We start from the raw sequence: 22787 nt of genomic DNA, 5'->3' as shown, positions 1-22787 counted from the left end.
GAGGGTGTCACGCCGCCCCCACATGCCAATTGAAGGCCTTTCTCTGGCAGTCCAGCACCGACAGGAGCGGGATGCCCAGCACCTCGAAGCATTCAGCGGCCTCGTCGAAGGCGTTCTCCTCAAGCATTTTGGCCAGGGAGAGCAGGACGCTCATCTCACCCTTGCGGTCCGATAACGCGTTGCGGATGTCGTCGGAAAGTCCCAGGCTGGTCACCACTTCGTCCATGGGAATTTCGTACACGTCCTTCAGCACCGAGAGGATGCCGACCATGAACGCTTCGTCGGGAGCGCACGTGTCGATGCGCGGCGGCGTGCGGGCCAGCTCTTCCATGAAGGTGGCACGGGCCACCGCCAGGTGCATGATCGGGTTGTCGGCGCCCTGGCGGCCGTCGCCGGCGAAGAGGGCTATCTGCACCCATCGTTTGAGTTGCTGCCGTCCGATGATGGTGAGGGCGTGGCGAATGGTGCGAATCTTCTCGTGCAGGCCGGCGGCGACGGAGTTGACCAGCATGAGGAGTTTGTAGACCAGGGCCGGGTTTTCCTTAAAGGTGGCTTCGATCTCACTGGTCTCGGCGTCGGTGGCCAGTTGCTGCATGAGGGTGAGGAAGCCGGTGAGGGCGTTTGCCACCCGTTGTTTCTGGATCAGGCTGGGGCGGGCGAAGAAGTACCCCTGAAACAGCTCCATGCCCAGGCTGCGGCAGCGCAGGAAGACGCCACGGGTTTCGACCTTTTCGGCCAGCAGCTTGACCGGGTAGCGCCGCAGGCGTTCCACCATGGCAGGGAGGTCGGTGAGGGGGGTCTTCATCAGGTCGATCTTGACGATGTCCACCAGGCCGGCGTAGAGGGGCTCGAAGGCGGGGCTGTATTCGTGGTCGTCCAGGACCAGCCGGTAGCCCCGGGATTTGAGCGCCCGGCACCGTTTGACGATTTCGGGGTGGGGTTCGACGTTTTCCAGCAGTTCCAGTCCGATCCGCTCGGGAGGCAGAAGTTCGATGACGTCGCTCATGAGGAGCTCGGTGTCTACGTTGACAAAACCGTGCTGCCGGCCCAGGAGCATTTCGATGCCCATGGCGGAGAGGGTGGCGACGATTACCTGGGAGCTGGCCTGCAGCGGGCTCGAGAACCGGGCGGACGTGACCGAGTCCGGCGACCTGAAGAGCAGCTCGAAGGCCGCTATCTCTTCCCGTCCGTTCAGGATCGGCTGTCGGCCGATCAGATATGCTTCATCGTGCATTGTTTTCCTCTGTCTGGTTGCGGGCCCCACGTCCGGGGCCGTCATGGTCAGCACTCGCCCAGGTACTCCCGTTCGGTCCGGGAGAGCATCTTGTCCGGGTCGAGCAGGATGAGCATGCGGTCGGCCCGGTTGACGACGCCGACGATGAATTCCTGTTCGAGGCCGCCGCTGGTCATGCTGGGGGGCGGCTGGATCTCGCTGCCGGTGATGCGGATCACCTCCGCCACCGAGTCGACGATGAAGCCGGTCAGGGACCCGGCGATGTCGATGACGATGATGCGGGTCTGGCTGTCGTTGGCTGTCTCGGCCAGGCCGAACCGCTTGCGCATGGACATGATCGGGATCACCTTGCCCCGCAGGTTGATGACCCCTTCCACGTAGGGCGGGGTGTTGGGCATGTGGGTGATGGTGGTCATGCGGATGATCTCCCGCACCTTCAGGACCTCAACCCCGTATTCCTCGTTGCAGATGCTGAAGCTGACCAGTTGGGCCAGCTCACTCGACCCGCCAGCCCCTGTTATCGGTACCAGTGCGTTCGACATTGACTCTCCTTTCGGCGCTCCGCGCCCAAACCGCAGACAGGGATAATGCTCATGTTACAAAAAAAGGCCCAACCTTTTACGCAAAGGTGGGCCTTGTCACAATGGTCGTATTGTGTCACTTCGGCGGCCCCTCTATCCAGTCGAAACTGGACAGGTAGCTTTGCGTCGCCAGGTTACCCTGGTTTTGCCTCTTCGATGAGATTGATTAACGATTAAAAATACACTAGGAAAAATACGAAAGTAAAGTTGTATACCACTAATCCATGGTTAAAACAAATTATAAATGTTTTATTAATAAACTAATTAGGTGTCACCCTATTCCCTCAGTAATGGGGTGGCGGTTCCTCCTCGTCGGCGCTACGGTTGATGGAAGGCGCCAACAGGCGGAGCTGTTCGCGAATCAGGCTCTGCTCCCGTACAAGCCGTTCAATGGTCATCTCCTGGCGGCAGACGGTGTCGTTCAATTCCTGGATGGTGTGTTCCTGCTGCATGAAACGCAATTCCAGTTCGGTAATCCGTTCGTTCATGGTTCCCTCCATAGTAGACTGTGAAAAATCAAGATTGTTCAAAAAATAACCAGATCGCCGCCCCCTCGCAAGCCTTGAGGAGGCGTAGCGGCGCTACGCCGCACGAAAGGGCTTTCGAGGACAAAGGTCTGACGGCTGTTTTTCAACAACCTCCTTTCAACTCCCATACGGTCATCTCGGCAATGGTGTGCTGGAACTTGCGCCGGGTCTCGCGAATCACAAAGGGGATGTCGCGCGGTTCGCCCAGCATGCGGAAACGGGGGGCCAGGGCACTCTTCAACCCTTCCAGCGAGGTAACGTTCTCGCCCGCATCCTTGTACCCCCCGAGCCACTCTTCTTTTTTGGTGAACTCCTCCAGCCAGGTGTAGGGAGAGGTGATCACCAGCACCCCACCCGGGTTGATGCGTTCGTGGATGGTGGAGAGGAAACGGCGGGGCGAGTAGAGCCGGTCGATCAGGTTGGCCGCCAGCACCAGGTCGTAGCCGGTGAATTTTTCCGGCAGGTTGCAGGCGTCGGCCTGAGAAAACTCCACCCGGTCGCGCCCTCCCTCCAATCCCAAGTCGGCCAGGCCGACCTCGTGGAACGAGAGGATTTCCCCCTCCTCCGGGAAGGCGTAGCGCAGATAGCCTTCCTCCTGCATCCGGGCCGCCAGGCGGAAGAAGCGGGTGGAAAAATCCAGCCCGGTCACCTCTTGAAAGCCGCCCCGGGCCAGTTCGAAAGAGGCACGCCCCAGGGCGCACCCCAGGTCCAGGGCTCGCCCCTTAGAGCGTCCCGCCATCGCCTCCAGGCAGAGCTTTGCACAGGTCGCCGGAAAGTTGGCCACGCCGAAGTGTTCCGCCCCGTAGTGGGCGTCGCAATACTGGGCCGTCAGGGTGTCGGTCTCGTACTGGTCCTGATGAACCTCCACCGCTGCTGTGCTCTCCACGTAACGGAACCCGGCGTGCTGGAAGAAATGCCTGCGGAAGGCATAGCGCGCATCCCGCGTCGCCTCGTTGCCGGTGGAAATCCACGAGCCCCCCTTTATCAGGTTGTGGCGGGTATCGAAGGTCGGGGTTGAGAAATCGTCGTACCACGGATGAATCCGGAAGCCGTGGAAGGGGTAGATGGGGGTCTCGGTCCACTGCCACACATTGCCCACCACGTCGAAGAAATCGCCGGAACGGAAACGGTCCACCGGGCAGGACGACGACCAGTACTCCAGGTTGATGTTGCCCGGCGCTTTCTCCCACCAAGGCTGGTCCGGGATGGCGCACACGTTCCGGAGCCGGGTCCATTCGTCCTCGGTCGGTAGGCGGATGGGGAGGCCGGCAGCGGTCGCCTTCCAGTTACAAAAGGCCTTGGCCTCCAGGAAGTTGACCTCCACCGGCCAGTTCCAGGGGAGATCGATCTCCAGGGCCATGGTACGCAGCTTCCAGCCGCCATCGTTTTTGATCCAGAAGAGCGGATGCTCGGCCCCTTTGAACTCCCGCCAGTTCCACCCCTCCTCGGTCCACCACTGCCGCTCCCCGTAACCCCCGGCCTGGACAAAGGCCAGGAACTCCCGGTTGGATACCAGGCATTGGGAAGCCTTGAACCCGGCTACCGTGGCCTCGTGGCGGCCGTATTCGTTATCCCAGCCGTAGAGCGGATGATCCGCGGCCTTGCCCAGGACCACCGGGCCCCCCGCGACCTGAAGCAGCCGGTTTTCCGGTGGTTCCCCCGCCTCGGTGCAGATCGCCCAGAAGGGAAGCTGCACCACCTGGTCGATGGGCAACTGACGGATCAGCACCGACGAGGTTTCCAGGTGGATACGCTCGTGCTCGATGCCCATCATGACGGCCCAGAACGGATCGTCCCAGGTAATGGGCAGTTTGAGCGGCAGGCGGCGAATCAGGCCGTCCACCAGTTCCCGGACCTTGTCGCGGTACTCCTTGACCTCCTGGCGGGTCGGCCAGTCGTAGTGGGTGGCATCCAGGTCGTCCCAGGACATCTCATCCACCCCCACGGCGAACAGGGACTCGAAGCGGGGATTGATGCGGCTGTCGATCGCCTTGGCGATGGTCAGCTTGTTGATGAAAAAGGTTGCGGTATGGCCGAAGTAGAAGATCAGCGGGTGCCGCAGCCGGTCGGCTCGCAGGTAAAAGGTGTCGTCGTGCCGGAGGGTCTCGTAGAGATTCTCGTCGATGTCGAACGTTCTATGGAAATAATCCAGGATCTCGGCCCGTTTCTGCTCCGGGTCCCCCTGATCTAGGATGGTGGTGCGGGTATTCTTAAGGTCCATGGCATATCCTCTCTCTTCATGACGGAAGATGACTCGTGCGTAGAGCAGTATACCCCAAGAGGGGCAAGCGGCAAGCGATACAGCCTGCTTGAAGGAAATAACCTGAATCCGCGAGGCCGGAATGCCGCACTGTTCGGAAGAGCCGGAGCCCGCACGTCGCCCCTGTCGTGGCACGTCACTCATGCTGCCGGCCCTCCGATGGGTTGCCGGCATCTTCTTAGAGGCAAAGGCTGAGGCCTTCCGGACAGTGCGGCATGGAGGCGTCACGGATTCAGGAATAACAAAATGCCTGCCGTGTTATGCAGGGCTACACATCCAGCACCACGACGGCGCGCCAGATCCCGGATTCACAGGCGACCCGCAAGCGGTGCAGGGTGGCGGCCTTGACATCCACCACCAGGGGATGCCGCTGCCGGTCGATCTTCTCGCCCCGCAGGACCGATTCCAGCCGGAAACGTCCCCCTTCCTCTGCGATCCTCACCTTCTCCGGGTGCAACAGCCGCCGCCGGGCATCCTTGAGAAAGACCAACTCCTGGAGGAAGGAAAAGAGCAGCAGGTCCAGAGCCGTATCTTCCACCGTAACAACCGTCTCTTCCCGGCGTTCCACGGCCTCGGGGTCATGGACCATGGTACTCAGCAGGGCATCCGCGCCGGCCGCGAACAGTTCTTCCCGCGTCTTCCCCCACGCCTCGAAGGCCACGTCGGCCGTGGCGATGTCGTCCAGGAACCTGAAGGGCATGGCTGGTACGCTCCCCCTTACCCCTTGATATTGCCCATGGGCACCAGCTTGACCACCCGCCGGGAGAGCCCGGCCTCTTCGGTGGCAGCGGTAACCAGATCGATATCCTTGTAGGCAAAGCCGGCCTCTTCGGCAAGGCCGCCCCAGGAATCGGTACGCACGTAAATCCCCCGCTGCTCCATCTCGCCCAAGAGCTTCTGCCCCGTGACCATCTTCTTGGCCTGGTGGCGACTCATGGTACGGCCGCTGCCGTGGGCCGTAGTGAAGAAGGTGGCCGCCGCCCCCGCCTCTCCCGCCAGCAGGTAGGAACCGGTCTCCATGCTGCCGCCGATGATCACCGGCTGGCCGGTCTCGCGGTAGCAGTCGGGGATGCCGGCCATGCCGGGGCCGAAGGCGCGGGTGGCCCCTTTGCGGTGCACCAGCACCTCCCGCATCGTGCCGTCCACCAGATGACGCTCCAGCTTGGCCGTGTTGTGGGCCACGTCGTAGACCATGCGCATCCCCAACTCCTCGGGGGAACGGTGGAACACCTGGGAGAACACCTCCCGCAGGCGATGCAGGATCACCTGGCGGTTGGCGAACCCCATGTTGACGGCGCACTTCATGGCCGCGAAGTAGGCCTGCCCCTCGGGGGAGCGGAACGGTGCGCAGGCCAACTCCCGGTCAGGGAGCTTGATACCGTACTTTGCGGTCATGACCCGCAGGAAGCTTTGCAGGTAGTCGGTGGCCACCTGGTGGCCAAAACCGCGGCTGCCGCAGTGGAACATGATCACCACCTGGTTGGGGATGGTGATGCCGAAGGCGCGGGCCGTGGCGGCATCGAAGATATTTTCGGGCCGGGCCACCTGAATCTCGCAATAATGGTTGCCGGAGCCCAGGGTGCCGATCTGGTCGAAGCCCCGCTCGATGGCCTTGTCGCTCACCGCGTCAGGATCGGCGCCGCCGAAGCAGCCCCCCTCCTCGGTCATATCCAGGTCCTCGGGCCAGGCATAGCCTTTCTCCCGGCACCAATGGGAGCCTTTCTCCAGCACTTGGCGGAACTCGCTGCGGGAGCAGTGCACGAAACCGGTGCAGCCGACCCCGGCGGGGATGCGGGCGAACATCAGGTCCACCAATTGGTGCAGGCGCGGCCGCACCTCCTCCTCGGTCAGGGTGGTCAGCACCAGGCGCATGCCGCAGTTGATGTCGAAACCGATCCCGCCGGGAGAGATCACGCCACAGGCCGGGTCCATGGCCGCCACGCCGCCGATGGGGAAGCCGTACCCCCAGTGGCCGTCGGGCATGCAGTAGGCGTATTTCAGGATACCGGGCAGGCAGGCCACGTTGGCCGTCTGCTCAAAGACCCCCGCCTCCATGCCGGCCAACAGCCCTTCCGTGGCGATGATCCGCGCCGGGACCAGCATGCCGTCCTTGTATGACACGGGGAGTTCCCAGACCGTGGGGGCAACCTTGCGTAGTTGGGGAGGAAGGGACATGGCATACTCCTCCTTCCGGGGATACGATTCTGTGAATGAAGTATAGCACAACCGGTGAACGCCGCTCAGCCAGCCTTCAGGCGGACCGTTCCGCCGCACACCCCGGCGATGACCAGCATCCCCCCCCACAACTGGGGCCACCCGAGCCGTTCCCCCAGCAGCAGGGCCGCCAACAGGGTGCCGAAGACCGGCACCAGATTGACGAACAGGGCCGCCCGGCTGGCTCCCAGGGCCTGGACCCCCTCGTACCACCAGACAAAGCCGGCCACCGTGCCGAGCAGGGCCAGTTGCAGGATGGCCACCCACCCCAGGATGCTGAAACGGTGCGGCCCGGCCCCGCCCAGCGCCTCCAGTACGGCGGCGGGGATCAGGAGCAGGGTGCCGGACAGGGCGGCATAGGCGGTCGCCACCAGGGGCGAAAAGGTGCCCATGGCCCGCTTGCCCAAAATCGAATAGGCCGCCCAACTGAGCGGCGCCCCGAGCAACAGCAGATCGCCGTGGTTGAAGGTCAGGGTGCGGAGCACGCCGAGATCGCCACGGGTGACGATCACCCCGACGCCGGCCAGGGAGACCGCCAGCCCGACACCCTGGAGCGGCCTGATCCGCTCCCGCAGCCACCAGGCGGACAACACTGCCGTGAGCAGCGGATTGATGGCGACGATCAGGGAGCCGTTGGCCGCGCCGGTCAGCTTCAGGCCGCTGAAAAAGAAGGCGTTGTAGCAAAAGATTCCGGTCAGGCCGAGGGAGGAGAGGGCCAGCACCTCACGGAGGCTGTGGGGCACCGGCACGGTTTCTCCCCTGCGCTGCGCCTGCCGGGCCACCAGCGCCATCAGCACCACGGCCGCGATCGCAAAACGGCAGCTTGCGGCAAAGAACGGCGGCGCTTCATGCACCGCAAAGCGGGCGGCCACAAAGGTGCCGCCCCAGAAAAAGGTCGTCAGAACCAGCTTGAAATAAATCCCTGCCCTGCCGGTGTGCTGTGGGTCATTCGTCACCCTGATGTTGGCCCCCGATCATAGTATTCCCTCAGTATCTGCGAAGAGTATCCGCCAGGTTGCTAACGGCCATTCCCGGGGATGTTGACCGACACCAGGGTAAGCTCGTCTGTCCCGGTATTGCGGTAATAATGTTCTTCACCCCCCTGGATGCGAACCGCCAGCCCCGGCCGTATGGCTGTTTCCTCACCGGCCACCCCGACTACGCCCGAGCCGGACAGGAAGTAGAGCAGGTGCCCATAGGCGTCGCGATGTGCCGTAAAGCCGTTCCCCGGCAAGACGCGGGTCACGGTCATGGTGATTCCCTCGTTGAGGATGGTCGTGCCCAGCACCCCCTGGGCAACGTCCGGCCGCACCGTCTTCCACTCTTGCGCATTGATGTCGGTGAATCTGCCCATGGCCGCATCTCCTTTCTGCCTATGCCTATCGCCCCAGGTCAGCGGCTGCCCAGATGCAGCCTACCATGACCAGGAAGTCTACCACGGCGGCCGCCTCATTGCCAACCACCCAGGCATCATACCCCTTGGGCAAAAGCGACACATCCCCCGGCCGGCAGGCGAACTCGCTGCCGCCATCCATGACCACATGCAGCGTGCCGGGAGCAAATTCAGACATTTTCAGGGACGACTCAGTAAGGAGCATCCTGCAAACCAGCAAAACTGTAATTGACCGGAACCCAGACATAGGCTTTGCCGTCCCTGCGGACATGGCCGATGCCCGGAAACGGGAAGTGCGCGGCAGCAACCCAGTAGCCCCGTTTGGCCGCGTCGGCAAAGGCTTTTATGCGCTGTTTGGCGGCTGCAGGCGCATCGACATCGAACGCGATCGTTACCTCCGGGGACGGGAACTGGACCTCTTCCGCATGGGCAACATCTCCCCATAACTGCATCTTTTGACCTCGGCTTTCGACGACATAGAAACTATGCCCTGGGGTATGCCCCGGTGTCTCAAGAGTGCGAATGCCGGGAAAAAGCTCCGTGCCGTTTCCGAACGTCCGCAGTTTTCCGGACGCGAGATACGGCGCAAATGCGGTAGCCGCCTCGACAAAAGCATGTTTATGCCTCGCCTCCGCACCGGCCTCATTGGCCTTGTCGAGCCAGAAGTCCGCTTCGTGCTTATCCACATAGATCAGCGCATTGGGGAAGACGGCCTTGCCGTCAATCGTCAGCCCGCCTGAATGATCACCATGGATATGGGTGAGCAGCACTGCGTCTATATCTTCCGGCTTGTATCCTGCGGCCCGCAGGTTACTGACCAGCCGGCCGCCCGCCTTCGGGCCGAACAGGTGCCCGGCGCCGGTGTCTACCAACAGGAGCCGCGTTCCGGTATTGATCAGAAACGTGTTAATCGAGGTTTCGTATTGGGGCGTCAGGGAATTACGCGCCAGCACATCCTTTACCTTTTCCGGCGTGGTATTCGTCAGCAGTTTGTCGAGTGGACACGTCACGGTCCCATCCGAGATTGCGGTGATTTCGAAATCTCCCAGCATCATCCGGTAATAACCGGGCGCCTGGGTTTTGACCTGAGGGGCCGCTGCCTGAGAGACAACAGGCGCAAGCAGGATAGCGGCGGCAGAAAAAACCGCAACTATGCGCCCCACTGTAGCGATTGTTCGAGTTACTCGTGCTTTGATCATGGTTGTGTACCTCCATTGGATGTTGTTGCCATGACTCAAGCGTACCTCCGAACGTCTTGTTGTTGAATACCCAGACCTCCAGCATGATAGCCTATTTCTCCAACCCGGTCTGTTTCGTCTTTTTATGTCGAGCACTATTGATTATACTGATATGGCCCTTTGCGAAACGGCAAAGGGCCAGGGAGAATCATGTCTATGAAAAGAAATCAGCAAAAAGAGCTGGCGGCTCGGCTCGGCAAATACTCCAGCGATGAGGGGCGTAACAACACGGCCATACCTCAACTACATTGCTTCAAATTGTCAAAACCGACCGCAAAGACGTCTGTGGTATACAGCCCCTGCCTGAGCCTCGTCGTACAGGGGAAAAAAGAAGCGGAGCTGGACGGTGAGACATACCGATATGCCGCTTCCGAATTCCTGGTTGTATCCGTTGATTTGCCGGTCACCTGCCAAATTACGGCGGCGACGGTGGAAAGCCCTTATCTTTGCCTGCTTCTCGACATCGACCCGGTTCTGTTAAGCGACTTGATGCTGCAAACGGATGAAAAATGGACTGACAAAAACGATGCGAGCCGCGGGCTGTTTGTCGGCAAAGTCGATGACCTGCTGGCCGACTGTGCTGTGAGGCTTGTAAGGTTTTTGGATACGCCGCGAGATATTCCGCTTTTGGCCCCCCTGGTGATACGCGAGATCTATTACCGTCTTTTGATGAGCCACTATGGGCAGGCGATTGCACAGATTGCCATAGTCGGCAGTATTACTCAGCGAATCGCACAAGTCATACACCTGCTCAAAACCAATTTTTCGAAACCGATCAGAGTGGAAGACATGGCGGAAATGGCGAATATGAGCCTCTCGTCCTTTCATTTTCATTTCAAAGAGGTGACCGCCCTGAGCCCTCTGCAATATCTGAAACGGATGCGCCTGCTCGAAGCGCGGCGCTTGATGCTGTCGGACGGAACAGATGCGGCAAACGCAGGCTACCTCGTGGGTTATGAAAGCTCGTCCCAATTCAGCCGCGAATATTCGAGGATGTTCGGCACCCCGCCCATCAGAGATATTACGAATCTACGCGCAAGCCAGGGGCTGTGGTAGCCCCATGGCAAGCCGCAGTACCCTACTTATTCAGGTCTGTCATATCCTCACCCCCTCTTTCATGACCGCCTCCACGATGAACGAAGAGCGCATGGGGCTGACCGTATACAATCTTGTGTTTGCTTCGCCATGTCGGATACCATAACGTCGGCCTTCGGGCCGTATATCTCATTTGGGCAGGTATTGACATGTTCGAAGTAGTAAGCAACGACGTCCTTGCACCGTCTCTCCACCGCATGGTGGTCAGAGCCCCGCGGGTGGCGGCGTCCCGAAAACCGGGACAGTTCGTCATCGTTCGTTCAGCACCGGGGGAAGAGCGCATTCCCCTCACCATCGGTGACGCCGACAACGCAGCCGGCACCATCACCCTTTTCATTCAGGCTATCGGCGCATCGACGCGCACGATCGTCGCCATACCTGCCGGCGGCTTTCTGCGCGACGTGGCCGGACCGCTCGGTTTGCCGACCCACATCGAACCATGGGGGCGGGTGGCCTGCATAGGTGGCGGCGTGGGAACGGCGGTCCTCTACCCCCTGGCCAAGGCGCTTGCCGCGGCGGGCAACGACGTAACCACCATCATCGGCGGCCGCGCCGAGTCCTACATCATCCTGAAGGACGAGTTGTCGGCTTTTTCCAAGGAGGTGCTGGTCACCACCGAGGACGGCAGCATGGGGCGCAAGGGGTTTGTCACCGCCGAACTCGCCGACCTGATGGCCAATCCGAACACCTGCCCCCGGGCGGTGTTCGCCATCGGCCCGGTGCCGATGATGCGGGCCGTGGCCGAGCTTACCCGCCCTTTGGGCATCACGACGATCGTCAGCCTCAACCCGATCATGATCGACGGGACCGGCATGTGCGGCGGGTGCCGCGTGCTGGTGGGAGGCGAACCGAAGTTCGCCTGCGTGGACGGGCCAGAATTCGACGCTCACAAGGTAGACTTTGCAAACCTTTTTGACCGTCTTTCCACCTATCGCAGCCATGAGGCCGCCGATTGCAAACTGAACAGGCAGGTGCAGCCATGACCACACCCATGACAACCAAGGAACGTCTCGCCATCGACCGGGCCAGGATGCCGGAATTGGCGCCAACCATACGGAGTGCCAACTTTGAAGAGGTCAACCGCGGGCTTGCGGAGGAGGACGCGATCCGCGAGGCGCAGCGCTGCATCCAGTGCAAGAACCGCCAGTGCGTCGAGGGGTGCCCGGTCGGGGTCTCGATCCCCGAATTCATAGGCAGGCTGGCGGACAACGACCTCCCCGGCGCCGCCCGCATCCTGCAGCACGACAACGCCCTCCCCGCCGTCTGCGGCAGGGTCTGCCCCCAGGAAAGCCAGTGCGAGGCCAAATGCGTGCGGGGGATCAAGGGCGAGGCCGTGGCCATCGGCTACCTGGAGCGTTTCGTGGCCGATTGGGCCATGAAAAACGCCGCCCAACTCGGCGCGGAAACGCCCCCGCCCCCGGCCGGCAAGAGGGTGGCCATCGTGGGGTGCGGTCCGGCCGGACTCACCGCGGCCGGCGAACTGGCCCGCGCCGGTCATGGCGTGGTGATCTTCGAGGCGCTGCACGACACCGGCGGGGTGCTGCGTTACGGCATCCCCGAATTCCGCCTCCCCAAGGCGATCATCGACGTGGAGGTCGACCGCCTGCGGGCCCTGGGCGTTACGATCGAATGCAACGTGATCATCGGCAAGACCCTCACCCTGGCCCAACTCCGCCAGGAATTCGATGCGGTGTTCATCGCCAACGGGGCCGGTCTGCCGACCATGCTCAACATCCCGGGGGAAAACCTGAAAGGGGTCTACTCGGCCAACGAATACCTGACCAGGGTCAACCTGATGGGGGCCGGACGCCTGGCCGGCGCCAGCACGCCGATCATCAAGGGGCGCAACGTGGCGGTCATCGGCGGCGGCAATACGGCCATGGACTGTGTGCGCACCGCCCGGCGGCTGGGTGCGGAACGGGCCATGATCATCTATCGCCGCAGCGAGGCCGAGATGCCCGCCCGCGTGGAGGAGATCAAGCACGCCAAGGAGGAGGGGGTGGAGTTTCTCATGCTGACCGCGCCGGTGGCCATCCTCAGTGAAGGCGACGGCTGGGCGACCTCCCTTCGCTGCCAGCGCATGGAACTGGGAGAACCGGACGCCTCAGGGCGGCGCAAACCGGTACCGGTGGAGGGGGCCCAGTACGATGTCCCGGCCGATGTGATCGTCAACGCGGTCGGCACGGGGGCCAACCCGCTCCTGACGGCAACGGCTCCCGATCTGGCCCTGAACAAGTGGGGCAACATCGTTGCCGACGAGAACGGCCTTACCAATATTGAGGGGGTCTTCGCCGGCGGCGACATCGTCCGGGGCGGGGCGACCGTCATCCTGGCCATGGGGGACGGCAAACAGGCCGCAGCGGCCATCTCCGCCTTCCTGTCCTGACCGTGGGCGGCTCCGGCGGTCGGAGCCACCCGCCACCCCAGGCGTTATGGGGGTTTGCACGATTTTTGTAGACGAACGACCATCTTCTCTCGTACCTTAGAGAAAGAGACAACGGCGATGAGCCGCATTACAGATGAAAGGTATGAGACACATGGCACAGGCAAAACAAGGCGACAAGGTAAAAATCGACTACACCGGCACGCTGGAAGATGGTACCGTTTTTGATTCAACTCTGGAGAGCGAGTGCGATTCCGATGAGTGCGGTTGCGAGGAAGATGGCGACTGCGGCGATGACGATTGCGGGTGCGGGTGCGAAAGCGGGCCGATGACGCTGACCATCGGAGAGGGGGAACTGTTTCCCCAGGTTGACGAGGCCCTGGTCGGCATGGCCCCGGGCGACAAGAAGACCGTCGTTATCCCGGCCGCCAGCGCCTTCGGCGAGTACGACAAGGAACGGATCTTCACCGTACCGCGCAGCGACCTCCCGGACGACCTGGACCCGGTGGTGGGCGACGAACTTGTGCTCGCCAATGAGGAAGAAGAAGAGCTGGGCGTGATGGTCATCGAGGCAAACGCGGAAAGCGTTACCTTCGACGCCAATCATCCCCTGGCCGGCGAGGATCTCACCTTCGAAGTATCGTTGCTGGAGATACTGTGAGGCGTTGAGACATAGTCTCGCATAACCACATGGAAAAGGCGACCTTCGGGCCGCCTTTTTCTGTTGTGGACAGATTCCGCGGCCCACCACCTGCCGGACATCCCGGCATGGAGCTCAAACTGAAATTGTACACTGAAATAAATTATTTAACAGTCTTTTCATATGTGTTTCCAGGAGGTATAGTGTACTTACAGTAGCGCTACTGGAACAGACTGCCACGACAAGGAGGGGGAGACATAGAGGAAGTTTCACCCGAAAATCAAGTTGCAGTAGAGACCCGGCAGGTGGTACGGCCGGAATAGCCCTTGAAAAGGGCACAAAGATATACGCCAACAGAGGCCCGCGAAGTTTGCGGGCCTTTCATTTCTGCGGGTGCAGACCGCCCCCGTGACCACCATCCCAACAGATCGCTTGACATAATCTGTCAAAAGCTGTTATCTTTAAATAAATTAGCAGTACCGGATAACACGTTACGTCATCGTAGGCCCCGGAATAGCCGGGGCTTTTTTTTGTAAAACCAACAGAAACAGAGAGGCAATTATGGGTTTCACCCAGTTCAAGTTTCACCCGGCAGTGTCAGCCGGCATCCGCGAGGCAGGCTACTCGCACCCGACACCAATCCAGAAAGAAGCCATACCCAAGATAATGGAAGGACGAGATGTGCTCGGCCTGGCCCAGACCGGGACCGGCAAGACGGCCGCCTTCGCGCTGCCCATACTCGATCGGCTGAGCAAGGGGGCGCGCCATGCGACCCGCGCTCTGGTCATCGCCCCGACCCGGGAACTTGCGGAACAGATCGAGGCATCCTTCAGGCTGTTCGCAGGGCAGACCGGCCTGAAAAGCGCCACGGTTTACGGCGGCGTCGGCCAGACGCCCCAGATAGCCGCCCTCAGAAAAGGCACCGAGATCATCGTGGCCTGTCCCGGACGGCTGCTTGACCTCATGCAGCAAGGGGTGGCAGTGCTCGACAATGTCGAGGTGCTGGTCCTCGACGAGGCCGACCAGATGTTCGACATGGGATTTCTGCCCACGATCAAGAAGATCCTCCAGAAACTCCCCTCCAAGAGGCAGACCCTCCTGTTTTCGGCAACCATGCCGGACGAGATCCGGAAGCTGGCAGAAGAGATGCTGAAGGCCCCCGTGACGGTGCAGATCGACACGATCAAGCCCGCCACCACGGTGCGCCACACCCTGTATCCGGTCGAACAGCACCTGAAAACGGCCCTGTTGATGAAAATACTGGAAAAACATACCGAGGGTTCGGTACTGGTCTTCACCAGGACAAAGCACCGGGCAAAACGGGTCGGCGAGTTGTTGGTCAAGGCCGGCTACCAGGCCGCATCACTACAGGGCAACCTCTCCCAGAATCGGCGCCAGGAAGCCATGGACGGATTCAGGGACGGTTCGTACCGGATTCTGGTTGCCACCGATATCGCCGCCCGGGGGATCGATGTATCGCTGATAGGATTGGTCCTGAATCTGGATATGCCGGAGACGGCCGAATTCTACGTGCACAGGATCGGGCGGACCGGCAGGGCGGAGCGCACCGGAGAAGCCATAACGTTCGTTACCAGGGATGACACCGGCGCCATCAGGACACTGGAAAAGTTGCTGGGGAAACAGATCGAGCGCAAGACGCTGCCGGATTTCGACTACACGGTTCCGGCCCCTGCGAAGGATGAGGAATTCAAGCGGCATCCCCACGAGATGGGCAACCGCCGGCCGGCGGCGAAAAACGACGCCAAACAGCAGGCGAAAAGCCCCGCGAGGGGTTCCGGGCCATTCCGGACCAAGAGCGAGGTTGCCGGCGAGGAGACGAAAGCGTCCAGGGTGCAACCGGTTGCGAAGCCGGGTGCCAAACCCGAAGCTGCACGTAGCGGGAAGCAGCGCCAATGGCGAGGCTCCAACAGCAGGCCCTGATCACACACTATTGCACATCTTGAAGTCGTGGCCGCCGCAACCGGGGCGGCCGCGACTCCCTGCCATTATTCACCGCCACACTTCCCCGCGCAACAGCAGGTCATCCCCTTGGCCTTCCCGAACGCCTCGCTCCCCTCCCGCCAACTCAGCCAGGCGATCAGCATGGCGCCCACGGCATCGAGGCTGCCGATCCCGGTCACTTCGTACCCCAGGCTGGCTGCCATAAGGACCAGCGATAGGTACATACAGGCCCGCGAACAGGCCGCATCGGCCAGGATAGCCGCAGAATCGAGCGCCCGGCCGACCTTGACCTTATGGTGAATCAGAGCCCACATAAAGGAGATCGAGACCAGCGAGACCACGATCCCCCACACCGTCGTCTGCGGCTTATGCTGTCGGCCGATGCTCACCACGGCAGTCAGAAACAGGCCCAATGCCAGGCAGTAGAAGGCCCCCCCAGTTATCCGCAACGCCCGCCGCTCGAACTCATCCCTGGTTTCCCCGTTGTTGCCCCTGATCCTTTTCAACATGTGCCAGACACCGATGGCCGAAACCACCTCGATGAACGAATCAACCCCGAATCCGAAGAGCGTCAGGGTCTCATCGGCGGAGCCAAGCCACATGGAAACAGCACCTTCAACGAAATTATACACAATGGTGAACAGCGCCAGGAAGTTGGCCTTGGCGTAAAGCTTGTTTCGGGTGGAGGGAAGCATATCCATTGTATCCTCGCTATCTTCGGCCCGAGAGCGGCTGGGCGGTTTTCGATCTTACAACAAATGTGCGTGCAAGTTTAGGACAAACAGCGGAATATTCCCCGCACGGTGTCGAATATCCTTCATACCAATAACGATGTATCGATACAAATAGCATCAATATCATCTGGTTATGTCTTTGGCACACCACATGCTTTCCTGAAGGCACACGAGAAATTTTTCGATCTAAGGAGACCCGCACCATGAAGAAACTTACCGTAGTACTGGCTGCCGTCCTGGCCCTGTCCGTCCCGGTGCTGTCCCAGGCCCATGAACACGACGATCACGCTTCCATGGATATGACCCATGAGACCATGCACAACCATCAGGATGACCAGTGCGCAAAGGAATGCGACATGCTCCTGAAAGAGTGCGCCCACGAGGTTGATACGATCCAGCAGCGTATCCAACGGATTCAAACCGAGATACGGGATAAGGGGGCAACGGTCTACAACCGTGAAGAGTTGCAGGTATTGAATAAGAAACTGAAAGAGACCAACGAACTGGTCCGGTCGCTCCAAAAACCGGGGCATTGATCGGCAGCCCCGGCCACGATTCGCCCGGGGTGTGGGCCGGGCACCTCGGACTGAGCTAACGAAGCAGGATAAAGCCAGGCGGCATCCAGAGATTGAACCTTGGATGCCGCCTGGCTTTATGCTATTCTGTGCCATTCCCATGCTCAGAAAAATCTCCACAATTTTTGTCCCCATGGCCGTTCTTTTTGCCGCCTGGGTCATCGTCTTCCGGATTCCCCTGCTTCCTCAGGAGCAGCAGGGCTTGGTCCCTTTTGTCACCTACCTGCTGTACACCGTGGGGATGCTCCTCGCCTGCCATTTCCGGCGGGGGCGGGTCTTCCTGGCCCTGCTGGCCGTGGGGATCTGTTACCACCTCTTTCGCACCCAACTCACCCACGGAACCGATACCCCGGAGGCATGGCTCGTCTACCGCGCCCTGACGGTGGTTGTTCCGTTCAATATCCTCCTCGTTGCCCTGATGCGTGAAAAGGGGTTCTGGAGCATGGCGGGGCGCATGCGCCTGTTGTTCGTTGCCATGGAAATCGGCGCCGTGTGGTTGACGATTCGCCTTGACCAGCATGCCCTGTGGGTCGCCTTGACGCGACCGATCATCAACTGGCCGGCCCTGGAGCGCTTCGCCATGCCGCAACTGTGCCTGGTCCTGATCCTCCTGGCGGCCGGCATTGCCGTGCGGCGGGCGGTGTCCCTCGGTTCCCCCATCGAGGGGAGCGTGTTCGCCAGTTGTGTCACCCTCTTCGTGGTGTTCCGGTGGATGTGGTCCCCCCATGTGCCGGAGACATTCTGTGCCGCTTCCGCCCTCATCCTGATCATGGCCGTGATCCAGGATTCCTACAACATGGCGTTTCGCGACGATCTTACCGGCCTCCTCTCCCGGCGCGTGCTCAACGAGCAACTACCGGGCCTGGGGAGCCGTTACGCCATCGCCATGGTGGATGTGGACCATTTCAAAAACTTCAACGACAGCTATGGTCACGATGTGGGGGACCAGGTGTTGAAAATGGTGGGGGCGCGCCTGATGAGCATGACCGGAGGCGGCTCGCCGTTCCGCTACGGCGGCGAGGAGTTTACGGTGCTGTTTCCGGGCAAGAGCGCCAAGGAGGCGCTCCCGCATCTGGAGCGGCTTCGCCAGGCCATTGGCGATTACCGCATGACCCTGCGCGGGGAAGATCGCCCCAGGGACGAGGAACGGGGCAAGAGCCGCCGCTCCGGTTCACGCAAGGCCGGTGAGGTATCGGTTACGGTCAGCATCGGCGTGGCCGAAACGGGTGGCCGGCAGACATCGCCCCAGGAGGTGCTCAAGGCGGCAGACGGAGCGCTCTACAAGGCAAAGAACAGGGGCCGGAACCAGGTCTGCCTCGGGGGGGGGAGATGAGGAAACCAGCCCCAAACGCGCATAATACCGTCCCCACTACCGGAACGTCGTGCATCCCCTCCCCTCCCCCGCTCCCCTGGCAGCCGGGCCATCCCCCCCTGATGCTGGCCCCCATGCAGGGGCTGACCAACCAGGCCATGCGGCGGCTGTTCATCGACTGGGTCCGCCCCGATACGGTCTTTACCGAATTCATGCGGGTCAATGCCGCCGCGCCGGTACGCCGGCTCTCGGCCACCGACCTGCGCGAGATCGCTCCCCAGGAGGGGGGCGTCCCCCTGGTGGTGCAGTTGATCGGCCACGGCTGCGAGGCCCTGGTCTCCGCCGCCCGTTCCGCCCAGGCTGCCGGAGCCGCGCATATCAACCTCAACCTGGGCTGTCCCTACGGGAGGATGACCAGCGGCCTGACCGGCGGTGGCATGCTGCAACGCCCGGAACTGCTGGAAGAGATCATCTTCGCTCTGCGCAACGCCATTACGGGCGGTTTTTCCGTCAAGCTCCGCGCCGGCTATGACGATCCCAATCAGATCTTCGAACTGCTCCCTCTCTTCGAAGCCGCCGGCGTTGATTTCCTCGTGCTGCATCCCCGCACGGTGATCCAGGAATACCAGGGAGTGGCGGACCACGGCATCACCGCCCGCGTGGTGCGGCAGACCCGGCTGCCGGTCATCGCCAATGGGGATATCCGCACGGCCGCCGACGGGGCCCGCCTGCTGGAGGAAAGCGGCGCCGTCGGCCTCATGCTGGGCAGGGGGGCCATCGCCGACCCGCTGCTGTTCCAACGGTTGCGCGGCAGCGCCCCTGCAGAACCGGCCAAGGCCGAACGGGCAGCCATGCTGCAACGGTACCTCAAGGAGCTTCTGGCCCGTTACGGAGAGCTGTTCTGCGGGGAGACCCAGGTCCTGAACAAGGTCAAGGGGGTGTTGGCAACCTTTGACGATGCCGACTTTGAAAAGGCGGTCCGGCAGCTCCGCAAGGCCAAAACCATGGCGGCGTTCAGCGCCCGGCTCGCAGAACTGGAGTAAACTATGGACACATCGGTACAACTCTTTGATCCGCAGAAATTGCTCGATTTGGCAGAAGCCCGCATGCCCTTCGGCAAATACCAGGGGCGGCTCTTGATCGACCTCCCCGAGCCCTACGTGGTCTGGTTCGGCCAGCAGGGTTTTCCCAAGGGCAAACTGGGCGACCAGCTGCGGACCATTTATGAGATCAAGGCCAACGGCCTGGAATACCTCTTCGATCCGTTACGCTGACCTCGCTTATCGACATCGGCCCACCACATAAAAGCCCATGGCGGCCAGCGGCTGCCATGGGCTTTTGTTCTACTATTGCCCGATTTCTCCCGACAACGCTACCGTCAGGCCAGCCTGAAACGATTGACAACGGCTTGAAGGCCGTCGGCCAATCCGGCAAGCCGTGAGGCCGAATCTGCGCACTCGTGGGAACCTTTTGCCGTATCCTGGACAAGCAGGGTTATATGCTGGATATTGCTGCTGATCTGTTCGGTGGTGGCCGTCTGCTCTTCGGCTGCCGTGGCAATCTGGCTAATCTGGAGCGAAACGGAATTAACCTGTTCCTGTATCTCGTGCAGGGCATGCTCCGACTTGCCAGCCACGGCCGTCCCCCCTTCCACCTCCCGGACCCCCTCTTCCATAGCCCTGACAGCCCCGCTGGTCTCCGTTTGAATAACCTTGATCATCTCGCCGATCTCGCGGGTCGCCGTGGTGGTTCGTTCCGCCAGCGCCCGGACCTCGTCGGCGACAACGGCAAATCCCCGTCCCTGCTCGCCGGCCCGGGCCGCCTCGATGGCAGCATTGAGCGCCAGCAGATTCGTCTGGTCCGCAATATCCTCGATGGTCACGATGATCGCACCGATCTGGTCGCTCCGCTGACCCAGGGTCTCTACCGTGGCCGAGAGCGCCCTCACCTGTCCCGCAATCCGTTCCATGACCGTGATGGTCTGCTGCACCACATCTACGCCGGTCGTCGCTATGGAACTGGACGCCTGGGAATTGTCGGCAGCCACATGGCAGTTCCGGGAGATCTCGTGGGACGTGCCGGCCATCTGCTCGCCGGCGGTCGCGACGCTTTCCGACTCCGAGGCGACCTTTTCGGTCGTATCGGCAATGCTCTGCGAGGTCACGGAAAGGTTGCGGGAAGCGTTGGCCAGATCGGCGGAGGTGGCGCTGACCCGGCCGATGACATCGCGAAAACCGTCTACCATGCTCTTCAGACTGCAGAGCATCGTCCGCACGCTGCCGCGCCCGGCAACGGCAACCTCAAGGGAGAGGTCGCCGGCGGCAATCCGGTCGGTTATGGAACTGCAGTAGGCAAAGGTGCCGCTGATGCTTCTGATAATCAGGGTACTCAGGATGGCGCATCCCAGAAGCACCACAAGGCAAACTCCGATCATGATCGTCTGGGACCGCCCCAACAGTTTATCCGTGTCCTTTTCTATCAGGCTCCCTTTCGCCTCGGTAAGGGCCACCAGCTTGTCGATCTGCTTGCGGTGGGTCTCGTAGAGTCCGGCAAGGGACGTTTTTACGATGTCATCGGCTTTCGCCCTGTCCCCTTGCTGGATAGCCGGAAAGAATTCCTTGACGGCCTTGTCGAAGAACATCATGGCCGGGTTATAGGAACCATCCACCAGAAGCTGTTTCATCTCTCCTTCCTGCAACTCCTTTTGCCAGTAGGCATGGCGTTCTTCGTACTCTTTTTTCAGCTTGGTGAAGCTATCATACAGTTGCTGTTGCTTGGTTTTATCCGGCTCGTGCAGCGCCTGAAGGACAATCAGATACGGTTCGATGATATATTCTGGGGGAGGCAGAATATCGGCAACCAGGTCCTTGCCCTGCACGATCTCTCCGTACACCGGACCGTTGACCTTTACCTTGTGGAGCACGGTGAACGCCGTGAGGGAAAAAACCATGAACCCGGCCATGGATACGCACGCCAGGGCAATGATCTGCTGCAGAATGCTGAAACGGGAAACCTGCCGATGAACCATCTAAGTACTCCTCGTTGAGTCAGGATTTTATACAACTTTAGGTGCATCGTCATCAAACAGCGTTACCTTTAGCACTTTTATTTCTATTTACCCCCTGTCTGCACGGGGCCAATTGCCCCGTCAGTCGCATCGCTACGTGGTGTTGCTACGCTCCTTCGGTTCACGATCAGATCCCGATCGGCACGGCCTCCTGCTCGCTCACACAGATGGAGAGCAGAAAACCGTGGTGCCCCACGGGGGAGTGGCGTTCGAATTCCCCATGCCAATGCTCCATGACGGCGCTTGTGAATCATGTATATTGGGGTATGTTTCTCATAGGGGAGAACCGCCTGCCAACCCCATCCCCAAAGCCACGAGAGGAGTAAGTCCATGGAAGACACCGTTTTCAAGGCCATGATCGTCGAGGAGCCGCACAAAGGGACCTTTACGCGCCGCATCGGAGAACGGCGGATCGGCGACCTTCCGCAGGGAGAGGTCATCATCAGGGTCCACTTCTCGTCCCTCAACTACAAGGATGCCCTTTCCGCCACGGGCCACCCCGGCGTAAGCCGCAACTTCCCCCATACCCCGGGTGTGGATGCGGCCGGCGAGGTTGCGGCCTCTTCCACGGATGCCCTCTCCCCCGGCGACCGGGTAATCGTCACCGGCTACGACCTGGGCATGGGCACCCCCGGCGGTTTCGGACAGTACATCCGCGTACCCGCGGCTTGGGTGCTGAAACTTCCGCCAGGCTTGAGCCTCCGGGAGAGCATGATACTCGGCACGGCCGGTTTCACCGCCGCACTCTCGGTGCTTCGGCTCATGGAGGCGGGGGTGCGGCCGGCCAGCGGCGACGTCCTCGTCAGCGGAGCCACCGGTGGCGTCGGGAGCATCGCCGTTGGTCTGCTGGCAAAGGTCGGCTACCGGGTCGTGGCAGCCAGCGGCAAGGAGCATGAACGGGAGTTCCTTCGCTCCCTTGGGGCCGCCGAGGTCATCAGCCGCGACGAACTGCTGCAGGGGAGCGAGCGCCCGCTCATGAAGGAGCGTTGGGCCGGCGCCGTGGATGTGGTGGGAGGAACCGTCCTGGCGGCGATCCTCAAAGGGACCCGTTACGGCGGGACCGTCACCTGCTGCGGCATGGTCGGTTCCTCGGAACTTCCGGCCAACGTCTTCCCCTTCATCCTGAGAGGCGTGGGACTTTTGGGGATCGACTCGGTACAGTGCCCCATGGGGCCGCGCGTCACTGTCTGGAACCGGCTGGCGGACGACTGGAAATTGGACACCCTCGCCGGGATGGCCGTCGAATGCGGCCTCCATGAACTTGAACAAAAGATTCAGACCATGTTGCACGGCGGACTCCGGGGAAGGACCGTCATCAACCTCTCTGACTGAACACCAGCCATAACCGCCCCTGTTCTTCCAAGGCGGCCATCGGCCGCCTTTTCCACCCGGCCACGCGGAAGTCCCGTCGCCCACGCACGATTTTCCCCCTCTATTTTGATGGTTTATGCCCACCCTATAGCGTACCGCGCCGCCCCATGCTGCCGAATCAACAACGTAGACGGCAGTTTTTATTTGATTGCCAAATATTGTTTGATTTAATTTTCTGTTTTTATTTCAAATGGTTATAGT

General features: G+C 61.1%; 22 protein-coding genes and 1 riboswitch. Of the genes, 10 read left to right on the top strand and 12 right to left on the bottom strand.

Translation table 11 applies throughout. The features are described 5' to 3' along the window. Positions 1-7: 7 nt before the first annotated feature. The 10 genes from F6V25_RS05920 to F6V25_RS05875 form a co-directional block, all read right to left on the bottom strand. On the bottom strand, positions 8-1234 hold the full coding sequence (locus F6V25_RS05920; RefSeq protein WP_151127700.1) for an EAL and HDOD domain-containing protein: 1227 nt from the start codon (positions 1232-1234) through the stop codon (positions 8-10). A gap of 47 nt (positions 1235-1281) precedes the next feature. Further along, on the bottom strand, positions 1282-1776 hold the full coding sequence (locus F6V25_RS05915; protein WP_151127699.1) for a chemotaxis protein CheW: 495 nt from the start codon (positions 1774-1776) through the stop codon (positions 1282-1284). A 119-nt stretch (positions 1777-1895) separates the two neighbouring features. Beyond that, positions 1896-1975: riboswitch (cyclic di-GMP riboswitch) on the bottom strand. A gap of 124 nt (positions 1976-2099) precedes the next feature. Then, complete coding sequence (locus F6V25_RS05910; RefSeq protein WP_149306775.1) at positions 2100-2303, bottom strand: SlyX family protein; 204 nt, start codon at positions 2301-2303, stop codon at positions 2100-2102. Positions 2304-2445: 142 nt separating this feature from the next. Then, positions 2446-4563 (bottom strand): 5-histidylcysteine sulfoxide synthase, encoded by a 2118-nt coding sequence (ovoA, locus tag F6V25_RS05905; RefSeq protein WP_151127698.1) that lies wholly within the window; start codon positions 4561-4563, stop codon positions 2446-2448. 307 nt (positions 4564-4870) lie between these two features. Further along, positions 4871-5302, bottom strand: coding sequence for an archease (locus tag F6V25_RS05900; protein ID WP_151127697.1), 432 nt, complete (start codon positions 5300-5302; stop codon positions 4871-4873). A gap of 17 nt (positions 5303-5319) precedes the next feature. Continuing rightward, on the bottom strand, positions 5320-6777 hold the full coding sequence (locus tag F6V25_RS05895; RefSeq protein ID WP_151127696.1) for an RtcB family protein: 1458 nt from the start codon (positions 6775-6777) through the stop codon (positions 5320-5322). A gap of 65 nt (positions 6778-6842) precedes the next feature. Then, complete coding sequence (locus F6V25_RS05890; protein ID WP_151127695.1) at positions 6843-7772, bottom strand: DMT family transporter; 930 nt, start codon at positions 7770-7772, stop codon at positions 6843-6845. Between the two features lie 62 nt (positions 7773-7834). Then, positions 7835-8170 (bottom strand): cupin domain-containing protein, encoded by a 336-nt coding sequence (locus F6V25_RS05885; protein WP_151127694.1) that lies wholly within the window; start codon positions 8168-8170, stop codon positions 7835-7837. A gap of 25 nt (positions 8171-8195) precedes the next feature. After that, entirely contained in the window at positions 8196-8387 is a 192-nt protein-coding gene (locus F6V25_RS05880) for a cupin domain-containing protein (RefSeq protein ID WP_191966090.1), read from the bottom strand. Positions 8388-8400: 13 nt separating this feature from the next. After that, on the bottom strand, positions 8401-9408 hold the full coding sequence (locus F6V25_RS05875; RefSeq protein ID WP_151127693.1) for an MBL fold metallo-hydrolase: 1008 nt from the start codon (positions 9406-9408) through the stop codon (positions 8401-8403). A gap of 195 nt (positions 9409-9603) precedes the next feature. Between F6V25_RS05875 and F6V25_RS05870 the strand changes: the two genes are divergently transcribed. The 5 genes from F6V25_RS05870 (at position 9604) to F6V25_RS05850 (ending at position 15506) form a co-directional block, all read left to right on the top strand. Further along, positions 9604-10503 (top strand): AraC family transcriptional regulator, encoded by a 900-nt coding sequence (locus F6V25_RS05870; protein ID WP_151127692.1) that lies wholly within the window; start codon positions 9604-9606, stop codon positions 10501-10503. Positions 10504-10691: 188 nt separating this feature from the next. Continuing rightward, the gene (locus F6V25_RS05865; RefSeq protein WP_151127691.1) at positions 10692-11525 is read left to right on the top strand and encodes a sulfide/dihydroorotate dehydrogenase-like FAD/NAD-binding protein; all 834 of its coding nucleotides are present in this window, start codon (positions 10692-10694) and stop codon (positions 11523-11525) included. Continuing rightward, the gene (gltA, locus tag F6V25_RS05860) at positions 11522-12928 is read left to right on the top strand and encodes an NADPH-dependent glutamate synthase (protein ID WP_151127690.1); all 1407 of its coding nucleotides are present in this window, start codon (positions 11522-11524) and stop codon (positions 12926-12928) included. Before F6V25_RS05865 ends, gltA begins: the two co-directional genes overlap by 4 nt. 151 nt (positions 12929-13079) lie before the next feature. Further along, a complete protein-coding gene (locus tag F6V25_RS05855) occupies positions 13080-13586 on the top strand; it encodes an FKBP-type peptidyl-prolyl cis-trans isomerase (protein WP_149306784.1) in 507 nt (168 codons plus the stop codon). A 540-nt stretch (positions 13587-14126) separates the two neighbouring features. Next, positions 14127-15506 (top strand): DEAD/DEAH box helicase, encoded by a 1380-nt coding sequence (locus F6V25_RS05850; protein WP_151127689.1) that lies wholly within the window; start codon positions 14127-14129, stop codon positions 15504-15506. A 65-nt stretch (positions 15507-15571) separates the two neighbouring features. Here the strand turns inward: F6V25_RS05850 and F6V25_RS05845 are convergent, their stop codons facing one another. Next, positions 15572-16228, bottom strand: coding sequence for a cation diffusion facilitator family transporter (locus tag F6V25_RS05845; RefSeq protein WP_246166980.1), 657 nt, complete (start codon positions 16226-16228; stop codon positions 15572-15574). Positions 16229-16464: 236 nt separating this feature from the next. Between F6V25_RS05845 and F6V25_RS05840 the strand changes: the two genes are divergently transcribed. From F6V25_RS05840 to F6V25_RS05825, 4 genes are all read left to right on the top strand, one after another. Beyond that, positions 16465-16797 (top strand): hypothetical protein, encoded by a 333-nt coding sequence (locus tag F6V25_RS05840; protein ID WP_151127688.1) that lies wholly within the window; start codon positions 16465-16467, stop codon positions 16795-16797. A gap of 139 nt (positions 16798-16936) precedes the next feature. After that, positions 16937-18169 carry a GGDEF domain-containing protein gene (locus tag F6V25_RS05835; RefSeq protein ID WP_218043529.1) on the top strand — a complete coding sequence of 411 codons (1233 nt, stop codon included), beginning with the start codon at positions 16937-16939 and terminating at the stop codon, positions 18167-18169. Further along, complete coding sequence (locus tag F6V25_RS05830) at positions 18166-19191, top strand: tRNA dihydrouridine synthase (protein ID WP_420849960.1); 1026 nt, start codon at positions 18166-18168, stop codon at positions 19189-19191. The genes F6V25_RS05835 and F6V25_RS05830 overlap by 4 nt, the downstream gene beginning before the upstream one ends. Positions 19192-19194: 3 nt before the next feature. Continuing rightward, positions 19195-19422: a DUF3820 family protein gene (locus tag F6V25_RS05825; protein ID WP_149306788.1), complete on the top strand. Its 228-nt coding sequence runs from the start codon at positions 19195-19197 to the stop codon at positions 19420-19422. Positions 19423-19526: 104 nt separating this feature from the next. Here F6V25_RS05825 and F6V25_RS05820 read toward each other — a convergent pair whose 3' ends face one another. Beyond that, positions 19527-21176, bottom strand: a complete 1650-nt coding sequence (locus tag F6V25_RS05820) for a methyl-accepting chemotaxis protein (protein WP_246166979.1) — start codon at positions 21174-21176, stop codon at positions 19527-19529. 369 nt (positions 21177-21545) lie between these two features. Between F6V25_RS05820 and F6V25_RS05815 the strand changes: the two genes are divergently transcribed. After that, complete coding sequence (locus F6V25_RS05815; RefSeq protein WP_151127686.1) at positions 21546-22547, top strand: YhdH/YhfP family quinone oxidoreductase; 1002 nt, start codon at positions 21546-21548, stop codon at positions 22545-22547. Positions 22548-22787 lie beyond the last annotated feature (240 nt).

The organism is Oryzomonas japonica (genome assembly GCF_008802365.1).
GTDB classification, from domain to species: Bacteria; Desulfobacterota; Desulfuromonadia; order Geobacterales; family Pseudopelobacteraceae; genus Oryzomonas; species Oryzomonas japonica.
This window is presented reverse-complemented; position numbering and strand designations above follow the sequence as displayed.